General features: G+C 55.0%; 31 protein-coding genes, 1 tRNA gene and 1 pseudogene. 26 read left to right on the forward strand and 7 right to left on the reverse strand.

Features of this window, described 5'->3' with window-relative positions; genetic code table 11:
* Positions 1–79 precede the first annotated feature (79 nt).
* From AABE20_RS05180 to AABE20_RS05205, 6 genes are all read right to left on the reverse strand, one after another.
* Positions 80–580: a hypothetical protein gene (locus AABE20_RS05180; protein ID WP_338332135.1), complete on the reverse strand. Its 501-nt coding sequence runs from the start codon at positions 578–580 to the stop codon at positions 80–82.
* Complete coding sequence (locus AABE20_RS05185) at positions 577–864, reverse strand: hypothetical protein (RefSeq protein WP_338332136.1); 288 nt, start codon at positions 862–864, stop codon at positions 577–579. The genes AABE20_RS05180 and AABE20_RS05185 overlap by 4 nt, the downstream gene beginning before the upstream one ends.
* Before the next feature lie 261 nt (positions 865–1,125).
* Positions 1,126–1,203: transfer RNA gene (locus AABE20_RS05190), tRNA-Val, on the reverse strand.
* A 237-nt stretch (positions 1,204–1,440) separates the two neighbouring features.
* On the reverse strand, positions 1,441–2,559 hold the full coding sequence (locus AABE20_RS05195; protein ID WP_338332137.1) for a ParB N-terminal domain-containing protein: 1,119 nt from the start codon (positions 2,557–2,559) through the stop codon (positions 1,441–1,443).
* The gene (locus AABE20_RS05200; protein ID WP_338332138.1) at positions 2,553–2,795 is read right to left on the reverse strand and encodes a hypothetical protein; all 243 of its coding nucleotides are present in this window, start codon (positions 2,793–2,795) and stop codon (positions 2,553–2,555) included. The genes AABE20_RS05195 and AABE20_RS05200 overlap by 7 nt, the downstream gene beginning before the upstream one ends.
* The gene (locus AABE20_RS05205; RefSeq protein ID WP_338332139.1) at positions 2,792–3,046 is read right to left on the reverse strand and encodes a hypothetical protein; all 255 of its coding nucleotides are present in this window, start codon (positions 3,044–3,046) and stop codon (positions 2,792–2,794) included. Before AABE20_RS05205 ends, AABE20_RS05200 begins: the two co-directional genes overlap by 4 nt.
* A gap of 92 nt (positions 3,047–3,138) precedes the next feature.
* Here AABE20_RS05205 and AABE20_RS05210 point away from each other — a divergent pair, with 92 nt between their 5' ends.
* On the forward strand, positions 3,139–3,396 hold the full coding sequence (locus AABE20_RS05210) for a hypothetical protein (protein WP_338332140.1): 258 nt from the start codon (positions 3,139–3,141) through the stop codon (positions 3,394–3,396).
* 18 nt (positions 3,397–3,414) lie between these two features.
* Here the strand turns inward: AABE20_RS05210 and AABE20_RS05215 are convergent, their stop codons facing one another.
* Complete coding sequence (locus AABE20_RS05215; RefSeq protein ID WP_338332141.1) at positions 3,415–3,696, reverse strand: hypothetical protein; 282 nt, start codon at positions 3,694–3,696, stop codon at positions 3,415–3,417.
* A gap of 78 nt (positions 3,697–3,774) precedes the next feature.
* Here AABE20_RS05215 and AABE20_RS05220 point away from each other — a divergent pair, with 78 nt between their 5' ends.
* The 25 genes and pseudogenes from AABE20_RS05220 to AABE20_RS05340 form a co-directional block, all read left to right on the forward strand.
* Positions 3,775–3,987, forward strand: coding sequence for a hypothetical protein (locus tag AABE20_RS05220; protein ID WP_338332142.1), 213 nt, complete (start codon positions 3,775–3,777; stop codon positions 3,985–3,987).
* A gap of 49 nt (positions 3,988–4,036) precedes the next feature.
* Positions 4,037–4,351, forward strand: a pseudogene (locus AABE20_RS05225) (phage GP46 family protein); the annotation flags it as partial.
* Positions 4,323–5,435 carry a baseplate J/gp47 family protein gene (locus AABE20_RS05230; protein ID WP_338332143.1) on the forward strand — a complete coding sequence of 371 codons (1,113 nt, stop codon included), beginning with the start codon at positions 4,323–4,325 and terminating at the stop codon, positions 5,433–5,435. The pseudogene AABE20_RS05225 and the gene AABE20_RS05230, both read left to right, overlap by 29 nt.
* Complete coding sequence (locus AABE20_RS05235; protein ID WP_338332144.1) at positions 5,432–6,028, forward strand: YmfQ family protein; 597 nt, start codon at positions 5,432–5,434, stop codon at positions 6,026–6,028. The genes AABE20_RS05230 and AABE20_RS05235 overlap by 4 nt, the downstream gene beginning before the upstream one ends.
* Positions 6,029–6,034: 6 nt before the next feature.
* A complete protein-coding gene (locus AABE20_RS05240) occupies positions 6,035–7,195 on the forward strand; it encodes a hypothetical protein (RefSeq protein WP_338332145.1) in 1,161 nt (386 codons plus the stop codon).
* A complete protein-coding gene (locus AABE20_RS05245; RefSeq protein ID WP_338332146.1) occupies positions 7,195–7,617 on the forward strand; it encodes a hypothetical protein in 423 nt (140 codons plus the stop codon). The genes AABE20_RS05240 and AABE20_RS05245 overlap by 1 nt, the downstream gene beginning before the upstream one ends.
* 137 nt (positions 7,618–7,754) lie before the next feature.
* Positions 7,755–8,045, forward strand: a complete 291-nt coding sequence (locus AABE20_RS05250; RefSeq protein ID WP_095349954.1) for a hypothetical protein — start codon at positions 7,755–7,757, stop codon at positions 8,043–8,045.
* Complete coding sequence (locus AABE20_RS05255; RefSeq protein ID WP_338332147.1) at positions 8,042–8,443, forward strand: hypothetical protein; 402 nt, start codon at positions 8,042–8,044, stop codon at positions 8,441–8,443. Before AABE20_RS05250 ends, AABE20_RS05255 begins: the two co-directional genes overlap by 4 nt.
* Positions 8,376–9,302: a phage major capsid protein gene (locus tag AABE20_RS05260; RefSeq protein WP_338332148.1), complete on the forward strand. Its 927-nt coding sequence runs from the start codon at positions 8,376–8,378 to the stop codon at positions 9,300–9,302. Before AABE20_RS05255 ends, AABE20_RS05260 begins: the two co-directional genes overlap by 68 nt.
* Before the next feature lie 3 nt (positions 9,303–9,305).
* On the forward strand, positions 9,306–9,470 hold the full coding sequence (locus tag AABE20_RS05265) for a hypothetical protein (protein WP_338332149.1): 165 nt from the start codon (positions 9,306–9,308) through the stop codon (positions 9,468–9,470).
* 40 nt (positions 9,471–9,510) lie between these two features.
* Positions 9,511–10,188: a phage head-tail connector protein gene (locus tag AABE20_RS05270; RefSeq protein WP_338332150.1), complete on the forward strand. Its 678-nt coding sequence runs from the start codon at positions 9,511–9,513 to the stop codon at positions 10,186–10,188.
* On the forward strand, positions 10,188–10,508 hold the full coding sequence (locus tag AABE20_RS05275) for a hypothetical protein (protein ID WP_338332151.1): 321 nt from the start codon (positions 10,188–10,190) through the stop codon (positions 10,506–10,508). Before AABE20_RS05270 ends, AABE20_RS05275 begins: the two co-directional genes overlap by 1 nt.
* Positions 10,508–10,933 (forward strand): hypothetical protein, encoded by a 426-nt coding sequence (locus tag AABE20_RS05280; protein ID WP_338332152.1) that lies wholly within the window; start codon positions 10,508–10,510, stop codon positions 10,931–10,933. Before AABE20_RS05275 ends, AABE20_RS05280 begins: the two co-directional genes overlap by 1 nt.
* Before the next feature lie 85 nt (positions 10,934–11,018).
* Positions 11,019–12,005, forward strand: coding sequence for a phage tail tube protein (locus AABE20_RS05285; protein WP_338332153.1), 987 nt, complete (start codon positions 11,019–11,021; stop codon positions 12,003–12,005).
* A 60-nt stretch (positions 12,006–12,065) separates the two neighbouring features.
* A complete protein-coding gene (locus tag AABE20_RS05290) occupies positions 12,066–12,515 on the forward strand; it encodes a hypothetical protein (RefSeq protein ID WP_338332154.1) in 450 nt (149 codons plus the stop codon).
* Between the two features lie 116 nt (positions 12,516–12,631).
* A complete protein-coding gene (locus tag AABE20_RS05295; RefSeq protein ID WP_338332155.1) occupies positions 12,632–12,898 on the forward strand; it encodes a hypothetical protein in 267 nt (88 codons plus the stop codon).
* Positions 12,899–12,901: 3 nt separating this feature from the next.
* On the forward strand, positions 12,902–13,555 hold the full coding sequence (locus tag AABE20_RS05300) for a hypothetical protein (protein ID WP_338332156.1): 654 nt from the start codon (positions 12,902–12,904) through the stop codon (positions 13,553–13,555).
* Positions 13,556–13,568: 13 nt separating this feature from the next.
* Positions 13,569–18,482, forward strand: coding sequence for a phage tail length tape measure family protein (locus AABE20_RS05305; protein WP_338332157.1), 4,914 nt, complete (start codon positions 13,569–13,571; stop codon positions 18,480–18,482).
* Positions 18,483–18,484: 2 nt separating this feature from the next.
* A complete protein-coding gene (locus AABE20_RS05310; protein WP_338332158.1) occupies positions 18,485–20,224 on the forward strand; it encodes a hypothetical protein in 1,740 nt (579 codons plus the stop codon).
* Between the two features lie 3 nt (positions 20,225–20,227).
* Complete coding sequence (locus AABE20_RS05315) at positions 20,228–20,989, forward strand: hypothetical protein (protein WP_338332159.1); 762 nt, start codon at positions 20,228–20,230, stop codon at positions 20,987–20,989.
* Positions 20,989–22,224, forward strand: coding sequence for a hypothetical protein (locus AABE20_RS05320; RefSeq protein ID WP_338332160.1), 1,236 nt, complete (start codon positions 20,989–20,991; stop codon positions 22,222–22,224). The genes AABE20_RS05315 and AABE20_RS05320 overlap by 1 nt, the downstream gene beginning before the upstream one ends.
* Positions 22,224–22,658: a hypothetical protein gene (locus AABE20_RS05325; RefSeq protein ID WP_338332161.1), complete on the forward strand. Its 435-nt coding sequence runs from the start codon at positions 22,224–22,226 to the stop codon at positions 22,656–22,658. Before AABE20_RS05320 ends, AABE20_RS05325 begins: the two co-directional genes overlap by 1 nt.
* Positions 22,659–22,724: 66 nt before the next feature.
* Positions 22,725–23,009, forward strand: coding sequence for a hypothetical protein (locus tag AABE20_RS05330; RefSeq protein ID WP_338332162.1), 285 nt, complete (start codon positions 22,725–22,727; stop codon positions 23,007–23,009).
* Positions 23,010–23,150: 141 nt separating this feature from the next.
* Entirely contained in the window at positions 23,151–23,615 is a 465-nt protein-coding gene (locus AABE20_RS05335; protein ID WP_338332163.1) for a lysozyme, read from the forward strand.
* Positions 23,616–23,667: 52 nt separating this feature from the next.
* A partial coding sequence (locus AABE20_RS05340) for a hypothetical protein (protein ID WP_338332164.1) occupies positions 23,668–24,159 on the forward strand: 492 nt, incomplete at its 3' end.

Raw genomic sequence — 24,159 nt, forward strand, 5'->3', positions numbered from 1 at the left:
GTCCCTATCTCTTAAATCGCTCATGCTTCATAGCTGAACAAGACCAGAAGTATTCAGCAAGGCGTCAGTCGCCGGGAGCTTACAAATTTTTGGCATACTTGCGAGCATGTAAATCATCAATTTCTTGTATCGGATAGGGTTGGCATCGCATGATAGATTCAACGAAGCTTGTAGGGTTTGATATTCCTAGTCTCCTTAAAATCATACCTTGCATTGGAGACTGTAAGACGGAAACAATAGCTAGAAGAGCAATTGCTTGTGCAATTTCTTTCCCAGCATTGCTGCCAAAAACATCAACAAGCTCTGTTTCAATTCCTTCAAAAGGGATTTCGCGCGTCGAGGACTGGTTAGTGCGCACGCATATGAATGGCTGCGATGCAAGCTCAACAATACGCCGTCCTGCGGTGCGTGTTTTATCGCTCATGGATTCATCTGCGATCAGTTTAACGCCAATGTCTATAGCTGCTTTACGATAAGGAAGCGCGGCTCTGCTGTTGAGGAGAACTATCCGAGCGTGAACTGTGGCCATAAGGGCGACAAGAGTAACGCCTACGATTAGCAGAACGACAGAAAAATTCATTTTTCCTTTCCTCCTGCATTTTCCAGTAAAAGATTAATAAAGTGAGCTTTATTTTTCTCGCTTAGAAGCGAGGATGAGATGGTGTGAATTGCATATTTTTTCACATCCCCCGCTATCCTCGCTGCTTGAATCTTCCATGTGCAGGTAACGACGATCAGTACGATAATAATTGCTGTTAAACAAACTAGCAACAAAGATATTATCGGATCACGATGAGCAGTTTCTAAAGCTATGGTTTCTATCGTGGGCCACATGCCTTCTGTAGGCTGTCCGAGGGGTGACATCAATAACTTTATTCCATTTAAACTGCATCGCTTGAAATCATTAGCATAATAAATTCATCAAGGATCAAAAAGTGCAGGTGACTTGCAATGTCAGCAATGCATATCTCAGTTAGAAATAAAGCCTACCATGATAAAAAGGTGCACGGATTTTGCACGGATTGATGTGGCGTAAGGTGGCCTGATATGGACCAATATAAACTGATAGGACGCTTATTATTTTGGGATTGTTTTCTGTAACCCGCAGAAAACTAGGGCAAACCGTGGTGGGTGCGACAGGGATTGAACCTGTGACCCCCGCCGTGTGAAGGCAGAAAGAAGCAAAACATAACCCATTGTTTTTTAATGGTTTATGCAGAAAAATAGTTGGTTTGGCTCTACTTTGGCACATATTAGAGCCCGAGCCATTCTTTTATCTCGTCACGGTAAGCGTCGGGCATTTTCTTCGCATAGCGTGTCACCATGGTAATAGTTCTCCATCCGCCGTCATCTTTTAAGCGTAGGAGGTCTTTGTGCAGGCAATAGTGCCATGTTGCGAATGTGTGCCGTAAGCAGTGAGGCGTTAGGTCTGGAACAAACTTAGTTTTTGCCTTGTCTTTCCCCTTGGGTATCTGCCAGCATGTCATACCCTGCCTTGGTAATCTGGCACACGTCGTCCGGTAGTGCTTCGGGCTCCTCTGCAGGGAGTTCTGGCTCGTAATCTTCCTGCTCGATGGCATCGGTGCTGTGCGTTGTGGCGGGTGCAGTAGTGGCCTTGGTTGTGGTGGCAGGTTTTATCACCACATCCACCACGCGGCCCGCATCCATCCAGTCATTCGCGGGCACAATGGCGTAGGCGCGTTTGTGTTTGCTGCGTGGGGTTAGCGGTTCCTTGCGTTCGACATAAACCCAGCCGGTCGGCAGCTTTGGTAGTTGCGCCATGGAGCTGTATTCCAGCAGCATGGCCGGTTCATCACCGTTTTGAATACGGTCCTGCACGGCTGCAAGCTGGGCAGCCATAAACCCGGCAATATCGCCTGTGGTGAATTGCTCCGGTGATCCCGGCTCAGCAAACAAATCCTCCTCAAAATGCACGCCGGATTCCGCTACATCAAATATGGCGCGATCCTGTGGTATCCGGTGTGCCGTGCATTCTGCGCTGACCGATGCCCATGTTACGCCGTGCGGGTAGTTGTGGCGCTCAAAGGCTGCAATCTGCTGGTCATGCGGTGCCTGCGCAATAATGCCAAGGGTCCGCCATGGCGGCAGTTGTTTGCCGGCCATGGCGTCCAGCAGCCGGGGGGCAATCTGGCTGAGAATACTGATCTGTTGAATGTACCGATCAGGCATCCCCAAAGATGCCCCCGCAGATTGCAGCGAATATCCACCCTGAATCATCTCATCAATGTGCCGCCACACGTCCACAGGATCAGTCGGGAGACGCACTACGTTTTCCGCCGCCTGTGCCGCTTTACTTTCCAACTCGCCCATAAGTCGGATTTCGGCGGGCACTTCTGCCAGCCCTATCCGGCGTGCTGCGGCAACACGGCGGTATCCTGCAATCAAAACGTACCCGCCGTTTGGGTCGGGCCTTACCAATATGGGTTGGAGCACGCCGAGTGCTGCAATGCTGGCCTCCAGTGCGGCATCAGCAGTAGCGCAAAGGCTCGTGCGGCGCATATTGCCATTTTCCTGTATGTCATCCAGGGCAATCAGCATGGTGCTGCTCCCTGTTGCGGGGTTGCATCGGCCACCCATGCGCCCAGCAACAAGGCTTCCAGCCGCAGGCGCAATGCATCTGCGTCCGCTGTGCAGGTCTGGCGGCCGCGTGCATTGCCATGGGCTTTTCGGGCGTGGTGGTCCAGCGCGTAGGCTTGCAGTTGCAGGCAGCGGGCAACGGTTTGCTGATTTTTGTCCAGCTGATTAAACAGGGCTTCAGGGTCCACAATGTTCATGGGGCATTCCCTTTGCATGGGGGTGGAACATGGGCTGGCGCAGGCACAACACGCCGGGGTGCTTCATCCATTAACTGGCGGGCAATGGCATGGGCCTGCTCCGCAAGGTCGGGGGCACCGTTAAGGGCGTGGTGGCTGGCCAGCTCGCGGTACGCATCCGCCGCAATCAGCAGGGCATCAGCGGAAAAGCGAGTTACACGCAGCAGCAGTTGCGCAGGCGTGCGGTGGCATCGTGGGAGGCGGCACTTCATGACGTGAGGTCCGGCATGCGGGTGCCGCTGTTGCCAGCAGCACCCGCGCCTTCCATCATCGGGCTTGCAACAGACTCGATGAGGAAACCAAAATGAGTAAGAAACTGTCCCCCGAAGTGAACGCGGCGCTTATTCAAGCTGCGGCAACTATTGCATGCAGGGAGCATCAAGTAATGGTGGAAGATTTTATTGAAAAAGAAACTACCACCAAATTTGTTAGTCGATTTTCCGTTATATGCACGCCAGCCTACGAAGAGCTCACTTCGCGCAAACTGATATTTAAACTTTTCTCCACTGCGTTGGATGAACTGAAAGCCAATGCGCAGGCAGGCATGTTTGAGCTCGAATAAAAGCATCGCTTTACAACCTTAAGGGCGCAGAGCGGGCGGTAGTTTTTCCAGAACGCCGCCCAGCCCGGCTGCTTCAAGCTGCGTTTCAAGCCGCGCTTCCTTGGCGGCTCTTTCTTCTTCATTCAATGCAGCGACAACGGCAAAAACCCGCTCGCCAAGCACTCCGCAGTACTCGCAAGGGCTGGGGTCCAAGCCGCGGGTAGCCAATGTGGCCATAAGTTCCTGCGCACGAATGACCCGATTTTTAACCGCTGTATCCAGCCGTTCATGTGGGGTGAGCGTTTTTTTGTGTGTGGTCATGGTCATCACCCCTGCACTTCGGGTGAAGACTGCACGCTATCGCTTGCTTGGTCGGTGGCTGGCAGAGTCTGGGGCGCCATGATCGAACCCGCCACAATTTTTTTCGGGATCAGTGCAACGTGCATCGTGGTCCGGATTGTCACCAGTAGCCGTGTGCAGGTGGAATTCCGGTTTTTGCGTGTTCGTTACGTGCAAAAGCGCATTGCCGCAGGCAACAGGCGCGTGCGGCGCATTATGGCCAGTAATGCCCGCCGGCAAGCTAAGGTCCAGCGTTGGATAAAGGAGCTGTGAATATGGCAGATGGTGGATTGTTTGGTGATGTCAGCCACCAAACGGGTCCACGGACCTCGGGGGGTGCTGGATAGACAACATGGAAGGATATTCCATGGGCTCCCTGCTATGGACCATTGAGGGGGCAAAAAAGACTGGCAACAGCCTGCTAACGCATGCCCGCACAATTTGTGAGCAGGCCTTGCAATGGCTACTGGATGAAAAAATTGTCGGGAGCATTACGGTGCAAACCTCGTGGCTGAACGCTACAGCCTTGAATATCGGCATCCGGCTGATCAAGCCCGATGGGTCCGATATCTCTTTCCGGTATGCGTGGGCGTGGAAGGAGCCTGCGCGTGCCATATTCTCAAAAAACCCTTTCTGAACTTCAGGCGTCCTCGTGGAGTGATATTGTCTCCAGCAATATCATGCGCGGCGTATCAATCTTCCCGCGTTCTGTTCTCAACCGCTTGTCATGGATGTTCTCCAATCTGGTCTGGGGAAACTATGACTATATTGGATGGTGCTACCGGCAGGCCGTGCCTTGGACAGCCGAGGATGAAAATCTGGACGCATGGGCGGCGCTCCGGGGTGTTTACAAAAAAGATGCTACGGCCGCCTCTGGCACAGTTCTTTTTTCTGGCTGCACGCCGGGCATGGAACTGGAAGCAAACACAGTAGTCTTGCGGGCCGATGGGCTTTCCTATTTCACCTCATCCGTAGCTGTTGCTGGGTCAGATGGCATACTGAATGCTGAGGTCACTTGCGATACGGCAGGGGCAGATGGAAACTGTGATAACGGCACCGGCTTTGCTCTGCTCACCGCTCAGGACGGCATACCAGCCGCCGGCATTGCATCAGGCAGTTTTACCGGCGGCGCAGATGCAGAGCAGGATGGCCCGTTCCGTACCCGCATGCTCAAAGCCTATGCCGCGCGTGATGGCGGCGGCCGGGCAGATGATTATGTGGAATGGGCCACTGCCGTAGCTGGTGTAACACGCGCATGGTGTAACCCCAACGGTGCGGGCTCTGGCTCCGTCGTGGTGTATGCCATGCTGGATAAGGCGCAGGCAGCTCATGATGGCTTTCCGCAAGGAAGCAACGGTGCGGCCACAGCGGAGCCGCGCTATACAACCGCCACAGGTGACCAACTGGCGGTAGCTAATGCCATCCAGCCCAATCGGCCCGTCACGGCACTGGTCATTGTTTGTGCCCCAGCCCCCTTCCCCATTAACGTCACGCTGGCTGACCTGTCTCCCAGCACGCCAGATCAGTTGGCAGACATGAAGGCCGCTCTTGCTGATCTATATGTGCGGAACGGCACGCCATTGGGAATGACCATTCCCCAGAGTGACATTGAGGAAGCTCTGTTATCAACCGGAGCGTCCTTCACACTTTCTGCACCGGTTGGGCCTGTGGTTGTTCCTTTGGGGTCATTGCCCACTGTGGGTGTGGTCGCTTCAACATGAGTATCCCCAGCTGGTCAGCCAGCCAGATTCTGGAGCAGTTCAAAAAGACAATGCCTTTCGGTCGTGCATGGCCGCGTGAAGCGGGCACTGTCTTGGACGGCGTTTTATCTGGCTTCATGCCCATGGCAGAGCGGGTGATTAACGATGCACGCTCTATTGTGCCCAATGTTTTCCCGGCAACAGCATCGTACCTATTGCTGGAGTGGCAAAAAACGCTCGGTCTGCCAGACCCGTGTGCCGGCGCTAACCCCTCTATAGAGCAACAGCAACGCCAGGTTGCTGCACGCATGGGCGATGCAGGCGGCTCATCCATAGAGTATTATGTACGGTTTGCAAAAACACTTGGTTATACAATAACCATTACCGAGTTTTCAGCAGCCCGTGCAGACTTTCTACGCGCAGATGATCCTGTTGCAGATGCCTTCTGGGATTACGTCTGGCGCGTAAATGCCCCGGCCACAACAGTAAATTACTTTAGTGCAGATGCCTCCTACGCAGACGAGGCATTGGCAACATGGGGCGATGCAGTTCTGGAGTGTGAAATATCGTCCCGCGCTCCGGCCCACACCAGAGTTTTCTTTTCTTACGGATAAAATCATATGGTTTACCGAATAGACGACGTAACGGCAGTATCTGCCCTACCAGCGTTGCCGACAGATAACATTGGCGAACCTGGCTTTTTTACCGGTGGTTCCACAACGGGGCAGTCCCCTACCCGGGTGCGGTTCTGGTGGCTCAACATGGTGCAGGAGGAACTGATCAATATTGCTCAGGCCGCCGGTATTGTTTTCGACAAAACAAAAAATGATCAGTGCATTACGGCCATTAAACAGCTTATTTCCAGCGTGGTCTCCAGTGCTGTCATGGGCGCTCCGGCCGTAATGGGTGAAGGGGATGTGGCGGGAAAGCTGCTGTATTACGCTGCCAGCCAGAAAGTGCCTGTATTCGTCTATGGTACGACCACCGTTGCCTTGGTCACAACTACAGCTTTGGTCACTATTCTTCAGGGTTTTCTTCCCTTGGCTGGCGGCAACGTCACTGGCTCCATGGATTGGGGCAGCAAAACGGCTGCGGCTACCCTTACGCACCGTTACTGGTCCGCCGGTCCTCCAGCTGAGGGTGATGCAACGCCAGATGTCACCCTGACCATAAGCGGCGGCACACCGGGCACCCCCAATAAGGGCAGTGTGGCGGTGGCCCTCAAGGAACTGGACTTTAGCAGAGCGGAGCAGGTTCTGGTCCCTGATGTGACGGACTTCGCCACCAAGCAGGCGTTGAGCGCAAAGGCTGCCGACAATCGCTACCCGGCATCCGTTCCCGAGGAGGGTCAGGCGCGCGTTACCAGTCTGGTTCAGGATGACAATGGACGCACGTTATCCAATGGAACGGCGCTGGCCAACCTGGCAGACCTGCCGACATCTGGCGTGATCCCGGCAACCGATACACTGGGGGCCGTTTATTGGACTCTGGTTGGCAATATCCTGACGCAGTCATTTTTCCTGCCTGCTGCGTGGAATGGTCAGTACGTTCCATTTCCGACGGCTTACCGTGCAGGAACAATACCACAAGCGGTGTTATCTATGAGTATGACCCCCAATAACTATACGGTTGTTCCCAATTATTTAGGCAAGCAAGCAGACGGCGAAAATAACGTCACGAACCTTGGGTTCACGTTCGAGAATATCTACGGAATAGGCGGGGGTGCTGTTGTTCAGAACCTGCCTACGTCTGCGTCTATATGGGTAAGGGGAGAAGTATAATGGCAGGCACTTACCCGAACAGATATTACGCGCAATACGACACCAGTGCCGCCCAGCCAACGCCCGTTCTGGGCTGGCTGGATATGAGCATTTATTCCGACACCAGCGGCTTTCCGCCTGCATCCGACCTGCTGCCGATTACACAGGCGCAGTTTTCCGCGCGCACGGCGGGGCCTTATGGCGTAAGCAATGGCGCACTGGTTCAGTATGCACCACCCGCACCTGTTATTCCGCTCAAAACGCAGGCGCAAACAGCGCAGGCATGGGTCCAGCAGCAGGCCAGTCTTGCCGCAGCCATGGGCGAAGTTTTTACAGCGGATATGAAAGCCTATGTGAAGGCCATTGCCGCCATTGCGGACGGCACAGACACCACCAGCACGGTCCTGCCTGCCCAGCCCACGGATGTGACGACTACAGCGTAACCATCTCAAAACTACCGACCTGATCTCAGGAAACCTTTAATAATGGTTTTCTGCAACAGACAGTAATGTACAGGCTGGCGGGTAGTAATTACTCCTTTGTGCACGAAACCTGATCGTGTGCAAAGGACTGCCTGACAATGACTACTCCGCCTCTTGATGGGCAACAGATCAGTCTTATTTCACTCGACCGCAGGATAACTGCAATGGAGGCCATATTTGATATGGATCGCCAGAGCCGGACTGTGTTTGAAAACAACATGTCTGACCGGCTGGCTGCCATGGATGCCCGGCTGGCAGATATTCAGGAACAGAAGAGCCTTAGAAATGGAACATTGCGTGGCATTGTCCTGACATTATCGTTTTTCGGTTCCGGGGCTGGAACAGGCCTGCTGCTGATTATCAAAGCTCTGATCGGAGGCGCATCATGATCGCGCCCGGTCTGCATATCTCTCAGTTCAAGCTGCTGATCATACGCACGACATTGCAGGAAATCGGCTTGGCTAGCGATGCCGCAGTTAATCTGTTGCTCGGTACGGCCCTGGTGGAAAGTGGTATTTATTTTCTACGGCAGCTGCGGGGGCCAGCGCTCGGGTTCTGGCAGATGGAGCCTGCAACACACGACGATTGCTGGCACACATTCCTGAATCAAAAAGCCGACCTGGCGCAAGCAGCCCGTCTGATAGCAGGGCGAGAAAGCCCGAGTGCATCACTGCTAATAAGCAACCTGTTCCACATTTGCAGCCGCTGCGGCGGACAATATGGAGCAGTCTGTGGATGTGCAGGGCGGTTTTCTGGTCAACACGGCCTATTCATCCGACCTGATTGATGCGCTGCGTCCTGCCGTTGCAGTGCGTAAAATGGGCGCATTGTCTGTTCCCATGCCTAACGGCAACCTGACGACCCGCAAGCAGACATCTACGTCCAATGCGCAGTGGATTGGTGAGCGCGCTGCCATCGCAACATCTGCCCCGCAGGTCGGGACCGTCACTATGTCAGCCAAAAAACTGGCGGCTTTGGTTCCGATTTCCAATGATCTGCTTCGCTATAACTCGATCCAGACCGATAGTCTGGTCAATAATGACGTGACCCGTGAGGTTGCTCTGGCAGAAGATCAGCAGTTCATCCGTGGCGCTGGTTCGGATAATGCTCCTACTGGTTTGCGCTACCTCGCCAATGCCAGCAACATCATTGCAGCCAACGCCACGGTCAACGTGCAGAATGTGCGGAATGACCTTGGTAAACTTCGTCTCGCGCTGACCAAAAACAATGTGCCAATGCTGCGGCCGGGTTACATCGTCAACCCCACGCTGGTAGAATTTCTCTCCCAGCTCCAGACATCTACGGGCGCTCTGGCCTTCCCGGAAATTGCTGATGGGCGCATCGGCTCCTTCCCCTACGCCAGTACCACATCCGTACCGGATAATCTGGGTGCGAGCGGCAACCAGTCTGAGCTTTATTTTGCTGATTTTGCACAAATCATGGTGGGGGATGCATTGCAAACCACCCTGGCAGTCAGCACTCAGGCATCATACGTGGACGGTGCAGGCGTGACACGCTCCGCTTTCCAGAACGATGAAACGCTGATCCGCGTTATCGAAGCGGTGGATCTGGCAGCTCGATACGATATGGCCATTGCCGTGCTGACGGGTGCGGCATGGTTCCCTGGCGCAGTTGCAGGAGAGTAATTCATGAAAATTGTGACATTTACCGCTCCGTGTAGCGGTATTGGTGCGGTGTACAACAAAGGTGATGTTGGCCGTTTTCCTGACAGTGTAGCGGACGCCATAGTAGCGGCCAAAAAAGGCACTGCCGAGCCGGTTCCTGACGATACAACCAAAAAGGGCGCGTCCTGACGGTCTCCTCACGGAGGCCGTTTTTGTTTGGGGGTGAAACATGACTGTTTCCGTCGTAACGCCCGCCGCGACCACCGATCTTGTCGATCTGGAGAGTGTGAAAGCCTACCTCCAGATCACGGATAACACGCAGGACGGGCGGTTGGGGCAGCTTATCACGCGGGCATCTGGCAGCTTTGTGGATTATCTGGGGCGTCCTTTGGCGCTCCAGACCTACCGAGAACGCCAGACCATTCAGGGGCGCATTCCGGGCATTAACCTCTCCAATGGCCCTATAGCTGCCATACTGTCTGCCTCGGTCGATGGGGTTGCGTGGACCGGCGCGCTGGATGAATGCGATGTTGAGCGTGATGGTGCCCGCATCATGGCGTCCGCCTTTCTTCCACCACGCCAACTCTGCTTTACCCGACCTGTCGTGGTGGAAATCATCTATATTGCCGGGTTCGTGTTGCCTGGCATGGATAAGTTGGCCGCGCCGGACAATGTGCTTTTGCCATGGCAGGACACTCCCCTGCTGGCTGCAATATCTGGTGGCTGTTTGAGCACTATTCAGATGTTACTCGGTGCGTCAGGTCGTGATCCGCTCTTGAAATCAGAAAACATTCAAGGCGTTGGTTCAACGTCTTACGCCACGCTGGACCCTGCAACTGGTGGGCTTTCGGCTGATGCCATTGCATCACTCAGCCGGTTATCCATCATGGCAGACTGGATGGCATAATGAGCTGGATCACGCAGTCACGCCGCCGTCAGATACGTGCCAAAGGGCGCACCATGCAGCTCATGCGGCCGGGCGGTGTATCTTTTCCCATTCTGGCATTCGCCCCGCCACCACAAGCTTCCCAACTTACCGATGGGGTTCCTGTAGCAGCGTTTATTGCTCAGGCCACAGAGGATGAGATGGGCGCCAATGGATTTGCTCCCAAAAAAGGAGACAGGATCACGGATGGCCCCAAAACCTATACGCTGACGGATGCCTCCCCAGTGTATGATGGATCAGTCATCTGCGGTTGGACCCTCGTTTCCGCAGGGGGGCAATAATGTCGCCAGAAGTCTGGAATGACGCGCACAGCAGAGCAACAGCAGTCTGCACTCTGCTGGGGCACCACCTTATTGACCCGCTCATGGTCGTGGGAGATGCCCCTGATGCAAATACTCCATACTGGACGCTGGAACTGAATGGCTCTCAGTCAGACCGGCTTGGTGTGGGGGAAATAGCAGAAGAGGAGACAGGTGCAGTGCTTCTCTCCCTCTTCATCCCAAAGGGGTATTTCACAACGCCCGATGCCCTGACGTTCATATGGCAGATGCATAGGGCGTTTCGTGCGCCCGATGCGGATATGCCATGGCCGGATGGCCTGTTTTATGATGGGAGCGACGAAGATTTCCCATCGCTTGATGGCGGCGGGAACTGGTACATTTTCACACTAACGATCCAGTATCGGTGCCAGACCGCTATCTCCTGATAATCACCAGGGGTCGTGACAATAGCACGGTCCTTTTCATCTGCTCCATATGGCCGCCGCGTGCGGCTTTTTTTGTGAGGTGAGCATGCCACCGAATTTTACGGGTGCGACAGTTGGCTTGGCTGCTGGCGCGCAAACCAATGATTCCTCAATCGACTATGCGCAGGAGGCAACCTATGGGGTCTCCCCGACAAACGCATATCAGGCCCTGCGTTTCACGGGGGAAACGCTCAAGGGCAGCACAACCCGCAACCGCCCCGATGAAATCAACACTGTTCGGGAAGCAGCGCAGGCTGTCACTACGCAGATTGCATCGTCCGGCACCATTTCCGGGGCATTGTCATCTGGCACCTATGATGACCTTCTTGCGGGGGTGATGGGCAATGACTGGACTAATGGCGCCCTGACCAACGGCAACATGGATAAGTCCTATACCTTCCGCAAGAAGTTGCTGGGCGGGTTCATCCATTACCGTGGGACCATTATTAACCAGGTCCAGATCCAGATGCAGCAGGGTAGCTTTGCGAGCATCAGCGTGGATCTGATCTCTGCCGAGGAGCTGCGATCAGAAACCGATATTGCCAAGAGCGTTAACCCTGCACCGACCGGACGTGTCTTCAATACGGTCAATAACTTTCTCAAGCTGATGATCAATGGGAAGGTGCCGGGCGGGTGCTCTACCTCAGTGTCTCTGACTTTCGCGCGTGATGGGTCGGGGGCTGATTACGGCAACGGTAGCGCTGCTGCCTGCGGTATGCGGCTAGGTAGCTACATCGCCACAGGCTCGCTGGAACTTTATTTCCGCAGCTTTGACGAATGGGACGCCGCAAAAGCCGAGTTGCAGGGGGAAATCATCATCCAGACAGCCGACAATGCAGGCAATGGATATGAATTTAAGTTCCTCAATGCCCTTCTGACGGACCCGGCCATAAACATCAATCAGAAGAACGCCACAGTAAAAGCGACCTTCAACATTGAAGGTAACCCTTTGGCGACTGGCACCACCCTGACCATTACAAAACTTCCAGTTGCAGCAGGTGGTACGGGCACGTCTGGCACAGCCGGCGGTTGAAGTCGTATTTCTCGCGGCAAAAATTAACATCACACATCAGAAAACAGGAATACTATTCTCATGGCAAAACTGAGCCAGTTTACACGCAACACCACCGCTCTTTCTTCCGGTGTGTCCGTCCAGGTCGGCCCGGCAGATGATCCGATCACCATTACTACCAGCGGCTTTAGCCCTGCTTATGCAGACCGTCTCTGGGCGCTCCGGCGTATTGCTGCCATCAAATATAATACCGGCCTGCAAGATGGCGAGCCTTTGGCAAAGCCTAATGATCTGCCCCCCTCTCTGGAGGATGAATGCACGGCCAAGGCTCTGGGGGAGAAATGTATTCAGGGTGTGAGCGGCCTGCAAAGCGAGGATGGGTCAGAAATCACTGTGGAGCAGCTTCGTGACAAGCTCTTGCTGCCCGACAACATCCCTCTCCTTCGCCTCGCTCTGGAGGCTGTCAGCAAAGCGGGTGAGCAGGCCAAAACCATGCAGGCCGAAGCGGAAAAAAACTCACAGACGCCCTGACATGGACGCTGGAAGACGCATCCGTAGCAGGGCGGCACGATGTATTTCCGCCTCCTCAGCAGGACTATGAGGCGTGGGATGCATGGATGCGCAGGGTCGAGCCTGAGCCATGGTGCATGATGCCTTGGCGTTGTTTCCATGATCTGGAAGGCAGGCGGCATTACCGTGTTGACGGATTTGGCTCTGGCATGGGGGCCATGCGTATTGTAACGCGCCCCCAGCCTCTGGTTCCAATGGACATTGCTGAATGGTGCAGCTTGTTCGGATTGAGCCATGATGAGCGGGATTTCGTAATCCCACTCGTTCAGGCCATGGACCGGGTTTTTCTCAAAATCAGGTCTGAGCAGATCCAGCAGGAAATCAGGCAGATATTCAAAGGTTAGAAAATGGCCAGAAAACCTGTTGAAAGTTTTTTTGTCGAACTGGACCGGTTTGTCACGGATGACATATCTGCCGATGCCGCAAAAAACCTGCTGATTGCCGATACTATTGCCGAAAGGGACCGGCTGATTTCCAGTAATGAAGCGGGTCGCATTTGGAAGCGAACCGTTAATAATGTGCCTGATGCTCCTGAAAGCACGTTAACGGTCGGTGGCAGCATTCTTTATAACTTCAGTTCTCTGTCGCAGGCTGTAAGGCTGGGGCTGGATGAATGCCGCCGCCGCTCTCCAGTCAAGAGCGGCGCTTACAGAGGGGCATGGATTGTTCTGTGCAATGATGCCCTTTGGGAGCATGAGCCGGAAGACCTGCCGTTTAACGCAGAAGTTCAGATCGTCAATCCGGCGCCCTATGCGCGAAAGATTGATACTGGCGGCATGAAAATGTCGATGCCTCCTAAAATTATCGAGGGCGCAAGGCAGGTCGTCAGGCGCGCTTACCCTGAAATCAATGTTTCCCGGCAGTTCATCAATCTGTCTGGACACATGGGGCGCTGGAATGCGCCCTATCTGCTCCGCCGTGATGGCGGGCGCAAAGGCAGTCGGGCAGGTCAGCCTGTCAGCTATCCCTCTCTTATGTTGCGCGATACCACCTATAGATAACCGGAACCACGCCATGTCGATCAGAGTGTCTCAGCTAATTGCCCGTCTTGATGACGATTTTAGCGCCAAGGCACGCGGCATCGTGCAAAATGCGGACAGCATGGCATCGTCCGTAGCAGGGGCGGATGCTGCGGGCCAAAGCCTGACCAGCACGTTCCGCAAAACGGGCCAGACACTGGACCAGTTTACGCAATCCACTGATGGTGTGGAAAAAGCACAGACGCGCCTTGATGCTGCCTATGACCGCTTTTCGCAAAAAGTCATGCGCGCGCGTGAAGAGTTGGAACAGGGGGCGATCAGCCAGCAGAAATACAATGATATTCTGGGAACGCAGGCAAATTTATATGAAAAGGCGGAGGCCCGCGAAACCCGTAATATCGAAACCATCCGTGCAAAAACGGAGGCCATTACCGCGCTGGCGCAGGCTCAGGCCAAAGCATCGCAAGAGTTTTACAACGGTTTGACGGGCGTTAGCGTTACCAGCGCTACGGGCTCCGACCGTTATTCTGACCTCACGTCAGCCTTTGATGATGCCGACCGCGTGCGCGCCAAGCTGGTACCGCTGGCTGCTGCCGAGCAGGATTACGCCAAGTCTGTAGATGAGGCCTCTGGCGCATTGGCCGCCGGGATTATCACGCAAAAGGAATATGACGCATATGCAGGGAAGGCCAGCAAAACCCTGAGCCGCCAAAAGGCGGCGCTGGGCGGCAACGCTGCTGCGGTCAAGCTAACCTCTTTCGAAATGGGTATTCTGGCGGACGAAACCCATAAATTTTTCGATCAGGTTCTGGCTGGCGGCAATCCGCTTCAGGCTGCTTTTTACCAGGTGCCGAATATGGTGCAGGTCATGGGCGGTCTGGATGGGGCATTAAGCCGCGTTGGGGCAGCAATGACTGGCCCCGGTGGTATTGCGGCAGCAGCAGTTCTGGCTGGCGCCGCAATTTACAAAATTGGTGCCTATGCAGAGGGCGAGCAGGAACAGCTTGCCCAGCTCTCCCAGCACCTGCGGGCCACCCGCACCGATTATGCGGACATGGCGCAGCAGGCGGAGGAAGCGGCCCGGACCCTGAAAGGCAACTCGGATCTGTCTTTGGATGACAGCCGCACGGTTGTGCAAACCATTGTATCCGTTCCGACCGTAGATAGCAGCCAGATTGACCGGCTGACATCCGATGCCCGCGACCTTGCTGCCGTTATGGGCAACACAGTTCCAGCAGCAGCCAAGACCATGGCGGAGGCCATCAAAGACCCGGCCAAGGCAGCGCAGGACTTTGCCCAGAACGGTATGCCGGGGTTCAATGCCGGGTTTGTTCTGATGGTCCAGCACATGCAGCAGGCCGGGAATGAGGCCGGTGCCCTGCGCTCTGTCCTGGACAGGCTGGAGCAGAACATCAAAGGGGCGGCAGATCAGGGGCTTACGCCTTTCCAGCAGGCATGGAAACGTCTGGGCGATGATATGGATGGCACTGGTGAGGCCATTCGCACAACCACACAGGGTATCGGTAATTTCTTTATCGCCATGGGCACAACAGCGCTCAATGTGGTGGATGAGGTCATTACAGGCTTCAGGAAGATCCCTGATGAAATTTCCAGTGTAGGAAGTTCTCTGTGGGGTGGGATCAAGTCTGCCGGGGGCTATCTGGAAGGCGGCGTGGAAAGCGGCCTTAATGCAGTTGGTGCAACCAATATGGCCCACCTTATGCAGCAGGGCAGCACGGCAAACCCTACATTTTCTGCACCCGCCACAGGTGCGTCCAGCGCGGCAGCTTCTGCGGCAGAAGCCGTGACGGCAGCTCAGGATAAACAGAAAGCATCAACCGTAGGGTTAGCGGCAGAATATGCCGCATGGCAAAAGCAAATGACTAATGTCATGGGAACGGACAGTAGTCTTGGAGGGCAGATTGACGAGCAGCGGCGGCACATAACTGCCCTTAATGCTGCCATTGCTGCGACAAACAAACTTCACGCAGCAGGCCAGATCAGCGATCAGGAATATGCTGAAAGCATCAAAAGCTTTAATGGGCAGATCCAAGCAGCCAATGTAGCACTTGCGGGTATGCGTGGTCCGTTTGCGGAGCTGATAGAGCAGCAGAACCGTGCAGCGCAGTCTGCCTCGGCCTTGACCGGCTATGACCGGGCCATGGTCGAGGCCGCGCAACAGGCTGATGACGCCGCCCGTTCCCTGTCTGGAGGCATGGCGTCTGCGAGTGAAAAAGCTGTTGTTCAGGTCACTGCGGCGCGCACACTTGCAGCCGAGTACCAGACCGGCACAACCGTCATGGAACGCAACACCGCTTTGCAACGTCAGGTTGCACAGGCATGGCTGCAAGGTGGGCAGGCCGCAACCGAGGCCACGGCCTATGTTCAGGCTTATACAGAAGCACTGGATCATTATGATGAGGGAACACCCGCCTTTGAGGAAGCGGTGCGGCGGCGGACTGCTGCGCTTGTTGGTCAGGCCCATGCCACGTCTGACATAAACCTGAGCCAGCAGACATCGGCCAATAACGACCAGATAGCTGTTTTACAGGCTCAGACCGCCTCCCTTGGAAAGAACGATGAAGCCCGGCAAAAGCTGATCAATCATATGCAGGCGGAGCAGCAGCTCCAGCGTGAAGGCCGCAGTTTGACCGAGGCGTCCTCGCAGGCATACCTCGGTAGCGTGGATGCATTGTCAGACGCCACGAATGCTTACCAGCACCAGCAGGCCGTGTTGCAGGACGTTACTGGCGAGTTCTCCAGTATGGCGGACACGATTAGCGATGATGTGACGCAGGCTTTTGTGCAGGGGTCTGGCGCAGGCGTTTCATTCAAAAGTGTTTTGCAGGGAATTGAAAGCCAGATTGGCAGCATGCTGGTCAAAATGGCGCTCATCAATCCATTGCTGAACAGCATTGATGGGGGTGCCCGTAGCACGCTGGGAGATTTATCCAACGTGCTGTCTGGCTCCACAGGCTCATCTTCCAGTTCAACCTCCTCCGGGTTCGGAGGCATGTTTAACAGCATGTCTGACTGGTTTTCCAAAACATGGGGAAGCGGTTCATCTGGGGCCAATGCTTCTGGTTCATCCGGCGCTTCGGGCTCCAGCTCTGTGGCCGATCAGGTACTTAATGGAATTGGCTCTATTTTTTCTTCGGGTGGAGGGTCCGGATCAAGTAGTGACCCCTTCTCAGGATTTTCGGGGTCTGGGAATTTTTCAGGTTCTGGTGTCTCGCCTAGCAGCAGTTTCAGCGCATCTGGCTCCGGCTCCGGTTTGTCCGGCGGATCCGCATCCAGCGGCATCATGGGGTCCATTGGTGGCGGTATAGCCGGGTTTGGCATGGGCTACAGCGTTGGAACAATGGCGTCCCATCTGACTGGCGGTGGACAGGGCGGGAAGATCGGCGCGGCTGTGGGGTCAACAGTTGGTTCTGTAGTTGGCGGGATCTTCGGTGGCCCTATGGGGTCCATGATTGGCGGGACTGTTCTTGGGGCGATCGGCGGTATCATCGGTGGTCTGTTCAACAAAACCCACTATGTCTGGGATACTGTATCTGGACGGGACGGTAAGCTGGTTATCAGCAATGTGAAAACCAAGCATGCTAAAGATAATGTCTCGGCGGGCCTTCAGAAACAACTCGATACCATCAATGCCACACTGGCAGATGTGGACATAACGGTTGGGGATGGAAACTATGGCCGGGTTGGGCATTACCACAAAGGGGATAAGAAGCGTTCCTCATCTCTGGAATCCTTGCTGCCCGGCATTGATCTGGAAACATCGGATGATACTTTTGCCAAAGCGTTGGCTGGCGGCATGCCAGATAGCGTGGGTAGTGTCAGTGACTGGTTGAGTGATATCACTCAGCTCAAGCAGACAGCCGATGCACTGGACGATCTGGGCGTGCATGTTACAAAATTCAATGATGCTGCCCATGTCACAATCGACAGTTTCTCTGGTTATACTGGAGATGTTGCTAAAATGCTGTCTGGTCTGGACGGGAAAGAAATTTCTGTTTCCGCCTTGCAAACGGAAGTCAGCACTATCAAGCAACTGCTTGATGTGACCTCCAGCGGATCGGAAAGTATTGCCAGTCAGGCGGCGGATATCCAGCGCCAATACGAGAACGCAGCCCGTGCTGCGGAGCAGTATGGCATGGATGCCCAAATGCTGATCGACAAAGGCAATACGATTGCCGCGCAGATGCTGGCTGCTGCCAAAACACAGTTGGATCAGGCGGACCAATCCGTTCAGGCCCGCTATATGGCCGCTACGGGTAATCAGGAAGGCGCTGATCTCCTTAACCAGCAGGTAAGTGGCGATCAGGAGATCCAGCAGCTCAAAGACAACTGGCGATCCTATCTGGGCGATACATACTCGGATAATGCCACATACCAGCAGCAACTGACGGATCTGGAAAAAACTCTGGCGGCAGAACGTCTGAAAATACAACAGACATACGCTGGAGAGTCTTTGGCGCAACTTGAACAGTACAGTAGTTCGGCGCTGCAATCTGTTACCTCGGTGTTTTCCAATCTCAGCAGTTATGTGCAGGGTCTGGAAACGTCCAGCGTATCGCCTCTGTCCGTTCAGGATCAGTATGGTGCGGCCAATGATAATCTGAGTTTGGATTATCAGAAGGCCATGGGGGGGGATTATGATGCCCTCTCCCGCGTCCAGTCTGATGCCCAGACATACCTCACTCTGGCTCAACAGTGGGATGGTTCAGGAACTGCTTATGCAGATGACTTCCAGAAGGTTCTGACCATGCTCCAGAGTATTGGCAATCTGGGATCGGACACGTTTACGGCTTCTTTAGCCAAGACGCTGTTCCAGCAAAACACGGATGCAACGCTTCAGGTTAAAACGGCCATTCAGAACATGGAGGCCAGCATAAACGCAACGCTCCGCCAGTTTACGCGGGTGCAAGCAGCAAAGGCAGCATAACCATGACACTCCCCAACGTTCTCATGCGCGCGCATGGCGCACGCCCGCATGGAGCGTTGGTGCTGCCTGATATTCAGCCTAAACCCACCAAAATTGTGCGCTTTGGTCAGTCGGCCTTTTCCACCGTTCGGATTGTGGAAATGGATATTGTCGAGCCGTCTGCCAGCAGCATGCAGTTCCTATATGGCCACGGTGCCAGTTCACACGGTGCCCCCATGGCGCCGGGTTTCAAGCTGGAAACACTTAATACCCTGCGCTTTTCCGATGCAGGCTTTGTTGCATCCGATGGGACGCCATACCCGCCATACGTCAGTTCTGCATTTGACCTGAACCGGTCTCTCACCCTCACGGCTAATGCTTTGGGCGGCTCCCTTTCTGCGGGAGGCATCACTCTCAGCAATATTGGTGGTCCGCTCAATGCCATGTTGGAGAATAATGTGAATGACCACCTCCCCGTGCGGATATTTACCGGGCAGAAACAATGGGATGCTATCCGCAGAATATGGTCTGATCCAAATATCGACAGCCTGACACCTGTTTTTGCCGGTTTGGGTAAAAGCTGGAAGCCAGACCGTATCAGCTTGCAGGTGGATCTGCTGGATGCGACCTACTGGCTGAGCAGCACCATGCCAATTACCATTTATGCCGGGACAGGAAGACTGGACGGCGACAGCAATGTCGTGGGGAGGTCCATGCCGCGCCTGCGGGGGCGCGCACACAACCTGACCCCTATTCTGATCGACAGCGTGAACTATGTTTATCAGGTTTCGGACGGGCCGGGAGCCATTCTGGCGTTATATGAGGGCGGGTATGCCGGAGGCATTGTCTTTGGCGGGCATGTCACTGACATTTACGCGCAGGCTCCGGCCCCCGGCACATATATAGTACAGACAGGCAGAGACGGCACATGGCTGCGTCTGGGCACCAAGCCAGTTTATGCCATAACAGTAGATGCGGACGGCCATTTCCGTTCTGGCGCAGTTCCCATCAATGTACTGGATATACTCCGTCAATTCCTACTGGAAGATCTTCTGCTTCCCGCAGCCTATATAGACCCAGCATGGAACCCAGCCTCCACGCTTGCGCCATGGCCGGGCGGATGGTTCTGGGATGGCTCATCCAGCGTTTCCGGGAAGGATGCTGTGACATCTCTTCTAAGTGGTCTGGGCATCACGCTCATGCCCACCCGTACCGGCACTCTGCTGCCAATCCTTATGCTGGCCCCAACTGCTGGGGATAATGTGGTAGCCGAATTAACCCCGGATATTATTACCGCATTAACCGGGGATGATCTGGACACCTCGTTAGATCCCCCCACATGGCGCTGGCGCATCGGATATGCCCATAATTTTACTGTGCAGGCAGCAGGCTCCAGCCTGCACCCCCAGATTACGGCTGCGCAGCAATCCTTTGTAGCGCAGCAGGACCGGGCCGCAGTCTGGTATTCCGGACAGGTCAAATCCCGTTGGCGCGTCCCGAACGATCCGGACACGATCAGCACGGCTTTAACAAGGCAGGATGATGCTGCTCTTGTTGCCCAGCGGCATGGCGCATTATGGGGCGTCAAACGCAAACTCTGGGCAGTTTCTTTGCCGCAGATATATGCATGGCAGATCGAACTAGGTGATGTGGTGGGGATTACAGCCCCCGCACCGGGTCTGGAACAGAGAGCTATCGGTCTGGTTGTGGGTGAGCAGATACAGGCTGCCAATCAGACAGTAACCCTGCAAATACTGGTATAAAACATGGAAAACTGTGGTTTCGGGTGGCAGAACCGTGTTCTGGATGCCGCCCTTGTCGCGTCTGCGCAGAGTGATGCGTTGCCGGTAGATAACCTGCGCAACCCCAGTGGCGCAGCGTCTCTGGGCTGGCGCTGTCCGCGCAACACGGCAGTGTTGACCTTGACCTTGCCACAGGCTGAAACATTCCGGGTTTTCAGTCTGCATCGCACCAACTGCATGCCTACAGCAACATTGGCCATCTCTGCTGCCTTGGGTGCGGATATGGTCTGGTCCGGGCAGACGCAGGGGTGCATAAACGGCCAGATTGTTCTGGTTGCGCCCGCAGAAATGCGAGCCGACACGGTGACTTTCACCCTGACGGATCAGGACAATACAGATGGTTTCCTGTCCATTCCTCTGGCGTATGCCGGGCCAATCTGGCAGCCCGTGCGCAATTACAGCACGGAAAGCACATCAGGACGGAACCTGGGCACAGACAGCACAACATCTCTCAGCGGTGTGTTGTTTACGGAAAATCGCTGGATACAGCGCACCCTCAAAATTGCCCATCAATCACTAGGCGATGCAGATGCTGGGCAAATTGAGCAGATCCTGCGTGCCTCGGCCGCAGGGCAAAACACCCTATTCCTGCCAGTGCCAGACGCAGGCCCGGAGTCTCTGGCGCAAAAGGCTTTGTTGGGCCGCCTGACAGGCGATGATGTCAGCAACCCGTTTGGTGTTGCAGACCGGCATTCCGTCACCCTGACTTTAACGGAGAGTTTATAATGGGCGTCCCTCAACTTGCCGATCTGGTTCTGGAAACGGCCAATGCACCCGGAACTGGCATAATTACTCTGGGCGGTGCGCCGGAAGGACGGCAGACATTTGCAGATGCATTCCCTGATGGTGGAGAGGTATACTATTATGCCTCTGACGGATCACAGACAGAGTGGGGTGTTGGCACCCTGACCGTTGGCAGCCCGAACACGCTGGTGCGCACCAAGGTCATGGGTAATCTGTTTGGCACGGACAATGCGCTGAATTTTACGTCCGGCATTACGGTCTGGTGTGAAGTGCCCGCACAATGCGCCCCATCCCTAGATGATGAGGGATTACTCCCGGTTTCCAGTAGTCCTGATTATGAAAGGGATGTCGCTTTAGGCGCGAAATCGGCTGAGAAGCGATATGTGGCGCAGGGGGCAAAAGGCCCGCAGACAATCACTGGCGATATCATCGCGCAAGGCGGTATGACCAAAGATGGCCCTATCGGGGCGGAGGCGCTGTTTGCAGCATCTGCTGGCGGCAAAGTCCGCTGGACGTTTGGGCGTGACAGTACGCCTGAAGCAGGCAGTAATGCTGGTAGCAGCTTTGTCATTTCTCGCTATGCCGATGATGGAACCATTATTGACACGCTCCTGACTATCCATAGGGATACCGGGATTGCCGAGATCAAAGATTTATCTGCATCCGGCTCCGCGAAAGTTCCTGACATCATCAAATTCGACGGTGAAGATGCCTTGAATGCGCGGACGGCAGAGGGGCGTTATGTCCGCTCTGTGCCTGCAACAGACGGCACGAACATACGCATTGTAGACGTACAGAATGATGCTGGTGGGAACCTGATTGCCACAAGGGCAGACGGCACAACGCAGAGTTATGCCCCCGGTTCTGCGGGGGTTATCCCCGCTACAGCTACCTTGGGTGCTGTCTATTGGACAAGGACAGGGAATATCCTAACCCAGTCATTCCAGATCGTTGCTGCTTATGATCAGCTTTATCAGGCGTTCCCGTTTGCGTATGCAGCAGATACCGTTCCTGTAATAACAAACGCTTCCAGTATGACTGTGGATAACTGGTCTGCTGATCTTATGGTGGCTTCTCCGGGGCAACCGACACACAGCGGAATCACTAATACAGGAATTTTGCTTCGCCTTCCCTGCTGGTTTGGTGGCGGCAGTTATGGGGCTGTTGCACAATCCAAACCCATTACCCTGAACCTGACAATTATGGGGGAAGTCTGATGCCCAGCGCTTACCCGAACAGATATTACGCGCAATACGACACCAGTGCTGCCCAGCCAACGCCTGTTCTGGGCTGGCTGGATATGAGCATTTATTCCGATACCAGAGGCTTTCCGCCCGCATCCGACCTGCTGCCGATCACACAGGCGCAGTTCTCTACCAGAACGGCAGGGCCTTATGGCGTGAGTAATGGCGCGCTGGTCCAGTATGCACCGCCTGCCCCTGTTATTCCGCTCAAAACGCAGGCGCAAGCAGCGCAGGCATGGGTCCAGCAGCAGGCCAGTCTTGCCGCAGCCATGGGCGAAGTTTTTACAGCGGATATGAAGGCTTATGTGAAAGCCATTGCAGCTATCGCCAATGGCGCAGACACCACCAGCACGATCCTGCCCGTGCAGCCCACAGATGTGATGACGGCCAACGCAGAGACAGTCTGAACTATCGCATCATCCTCACTCTACCCGCCGCCTTATGGCGGTTTTTTTATGCCTGAAAGGGATCAGATGTCTGATCTACCGATGCCGCCAGCTCAATATGTCACCCGGCCTGAATTTCTCGCCATGCGTGATGATGTGAAGCAGATTGAAAAGGATATGGCTATTGCCAATGTCCGGCAGGAAGCAGCCCAGACGGATCTCAATGGGATCAAAACGGGGCTTAACGACATCAAGGGGGAGCTGAAAACCATGCGTGGCTGGCGGCAATTCCTCCTGACTGGCGGTATCGGCGTAGGCTGGGGAGTGTTTCAGGGTATCTGCCACTATTTCGGGTTTGGCAGTGCGCCCTGATTTTCGTCCATTTCCAGTCCAGCCTAAATGGCTGTTTTCTGCGTCTTTCATCACCTAACGGGCTAGTTCTCCGTTATTCCCCACAAACAAGCCCACTATCGCTTATAGCGACAGTGGGCTTTTTCATATCCGGACAACCGAATGAATGACCCGATCAACATGGCAGCAGATCTGTGCCGCCAGTTTGAGGGGCTGCGTCTTTCCCCCTACCTTTGCCCAGCCGGTTACTGGTCCATTGGCTACGGTAACCGCTTTCTGGCCAACGGGGCCGCCGTGACAGCCAGAACCGCGCCCATTACGGCGGAACAGGCAGACGCCCTGCTGTTGCTCACGCTCCGGCGCATCCAGACCGAACTGCACCAGCTCGTGCAAGCCCCACAGCCCCCCGGAAAAGAAGCAGCGTTGCTGGACTTTGCCTTCAACCTTGGATTGTCGGCTCTGGCTGGGTCCACGCTGCTCAAACTGCTCAATTCTGGCCACGACATGCAGGCCGGTGAGCAGCTTATGCTGTGGAACCACATGCACAAGAACGGCCAGCTCATCACTGAGCCGGGGCTGACACGTAGGCGGCAGGCCGAATGGCACCTTTGGGTCGGCGCTGCCTGACCACTTTCCCCGCGTGGGGAAACCCGATTCCTTCCAACTGAAAAGAGGCTTCATGTCTTCTTCCAATAAGGTTGTCGCATACCTGCGACAGCCCACCACCTTGTTTGCCCTCGGTCTGCTTCTGGGCACGTTGGTGGCAACGTGGTTCCACGTCATCACATCCGATGCCAGCGCCGCCCTACTGGTTGCCGTGTTGCCCCTGCTGGCAAGCGACAACAGCGGACTGCTTACCGCCCTGACCGGCCAGCGGGACGATCTTGCCAAAGCCATGCAAGCCGTAGCCAGCCACAAGGACATTGGCCCTGCGGCTGTGAAGATTATTGCCGATACGCTGCCTGCTGGCTCCCTGTTCGGGGCCACGGCATCAGCCTTAAACACTGTGGCCGCACCAGTTCCGGCCGATACGGGTAAAAGCCTCGGCTCCAGTGTTGTGCCGGTTCTGCTGGTGGGGGTTCTGGGCTTTGGCCTGACAGCCTGCGGGGATACGCCACAGGCCAAACTCCGGCAGACCGTGTTTGACGCGGCCAGCGTTTACCATGTGGCC

Origin of the sequence: Acetobacter zythi, assembly GCF_963921165.1 — a bacterium.
Taxonomy (GTDB): Bacteria; Pseudomonadota; Alphaproteobacteria; order Acetobacterales; family Acetobacteraceae; genus Acetobacter.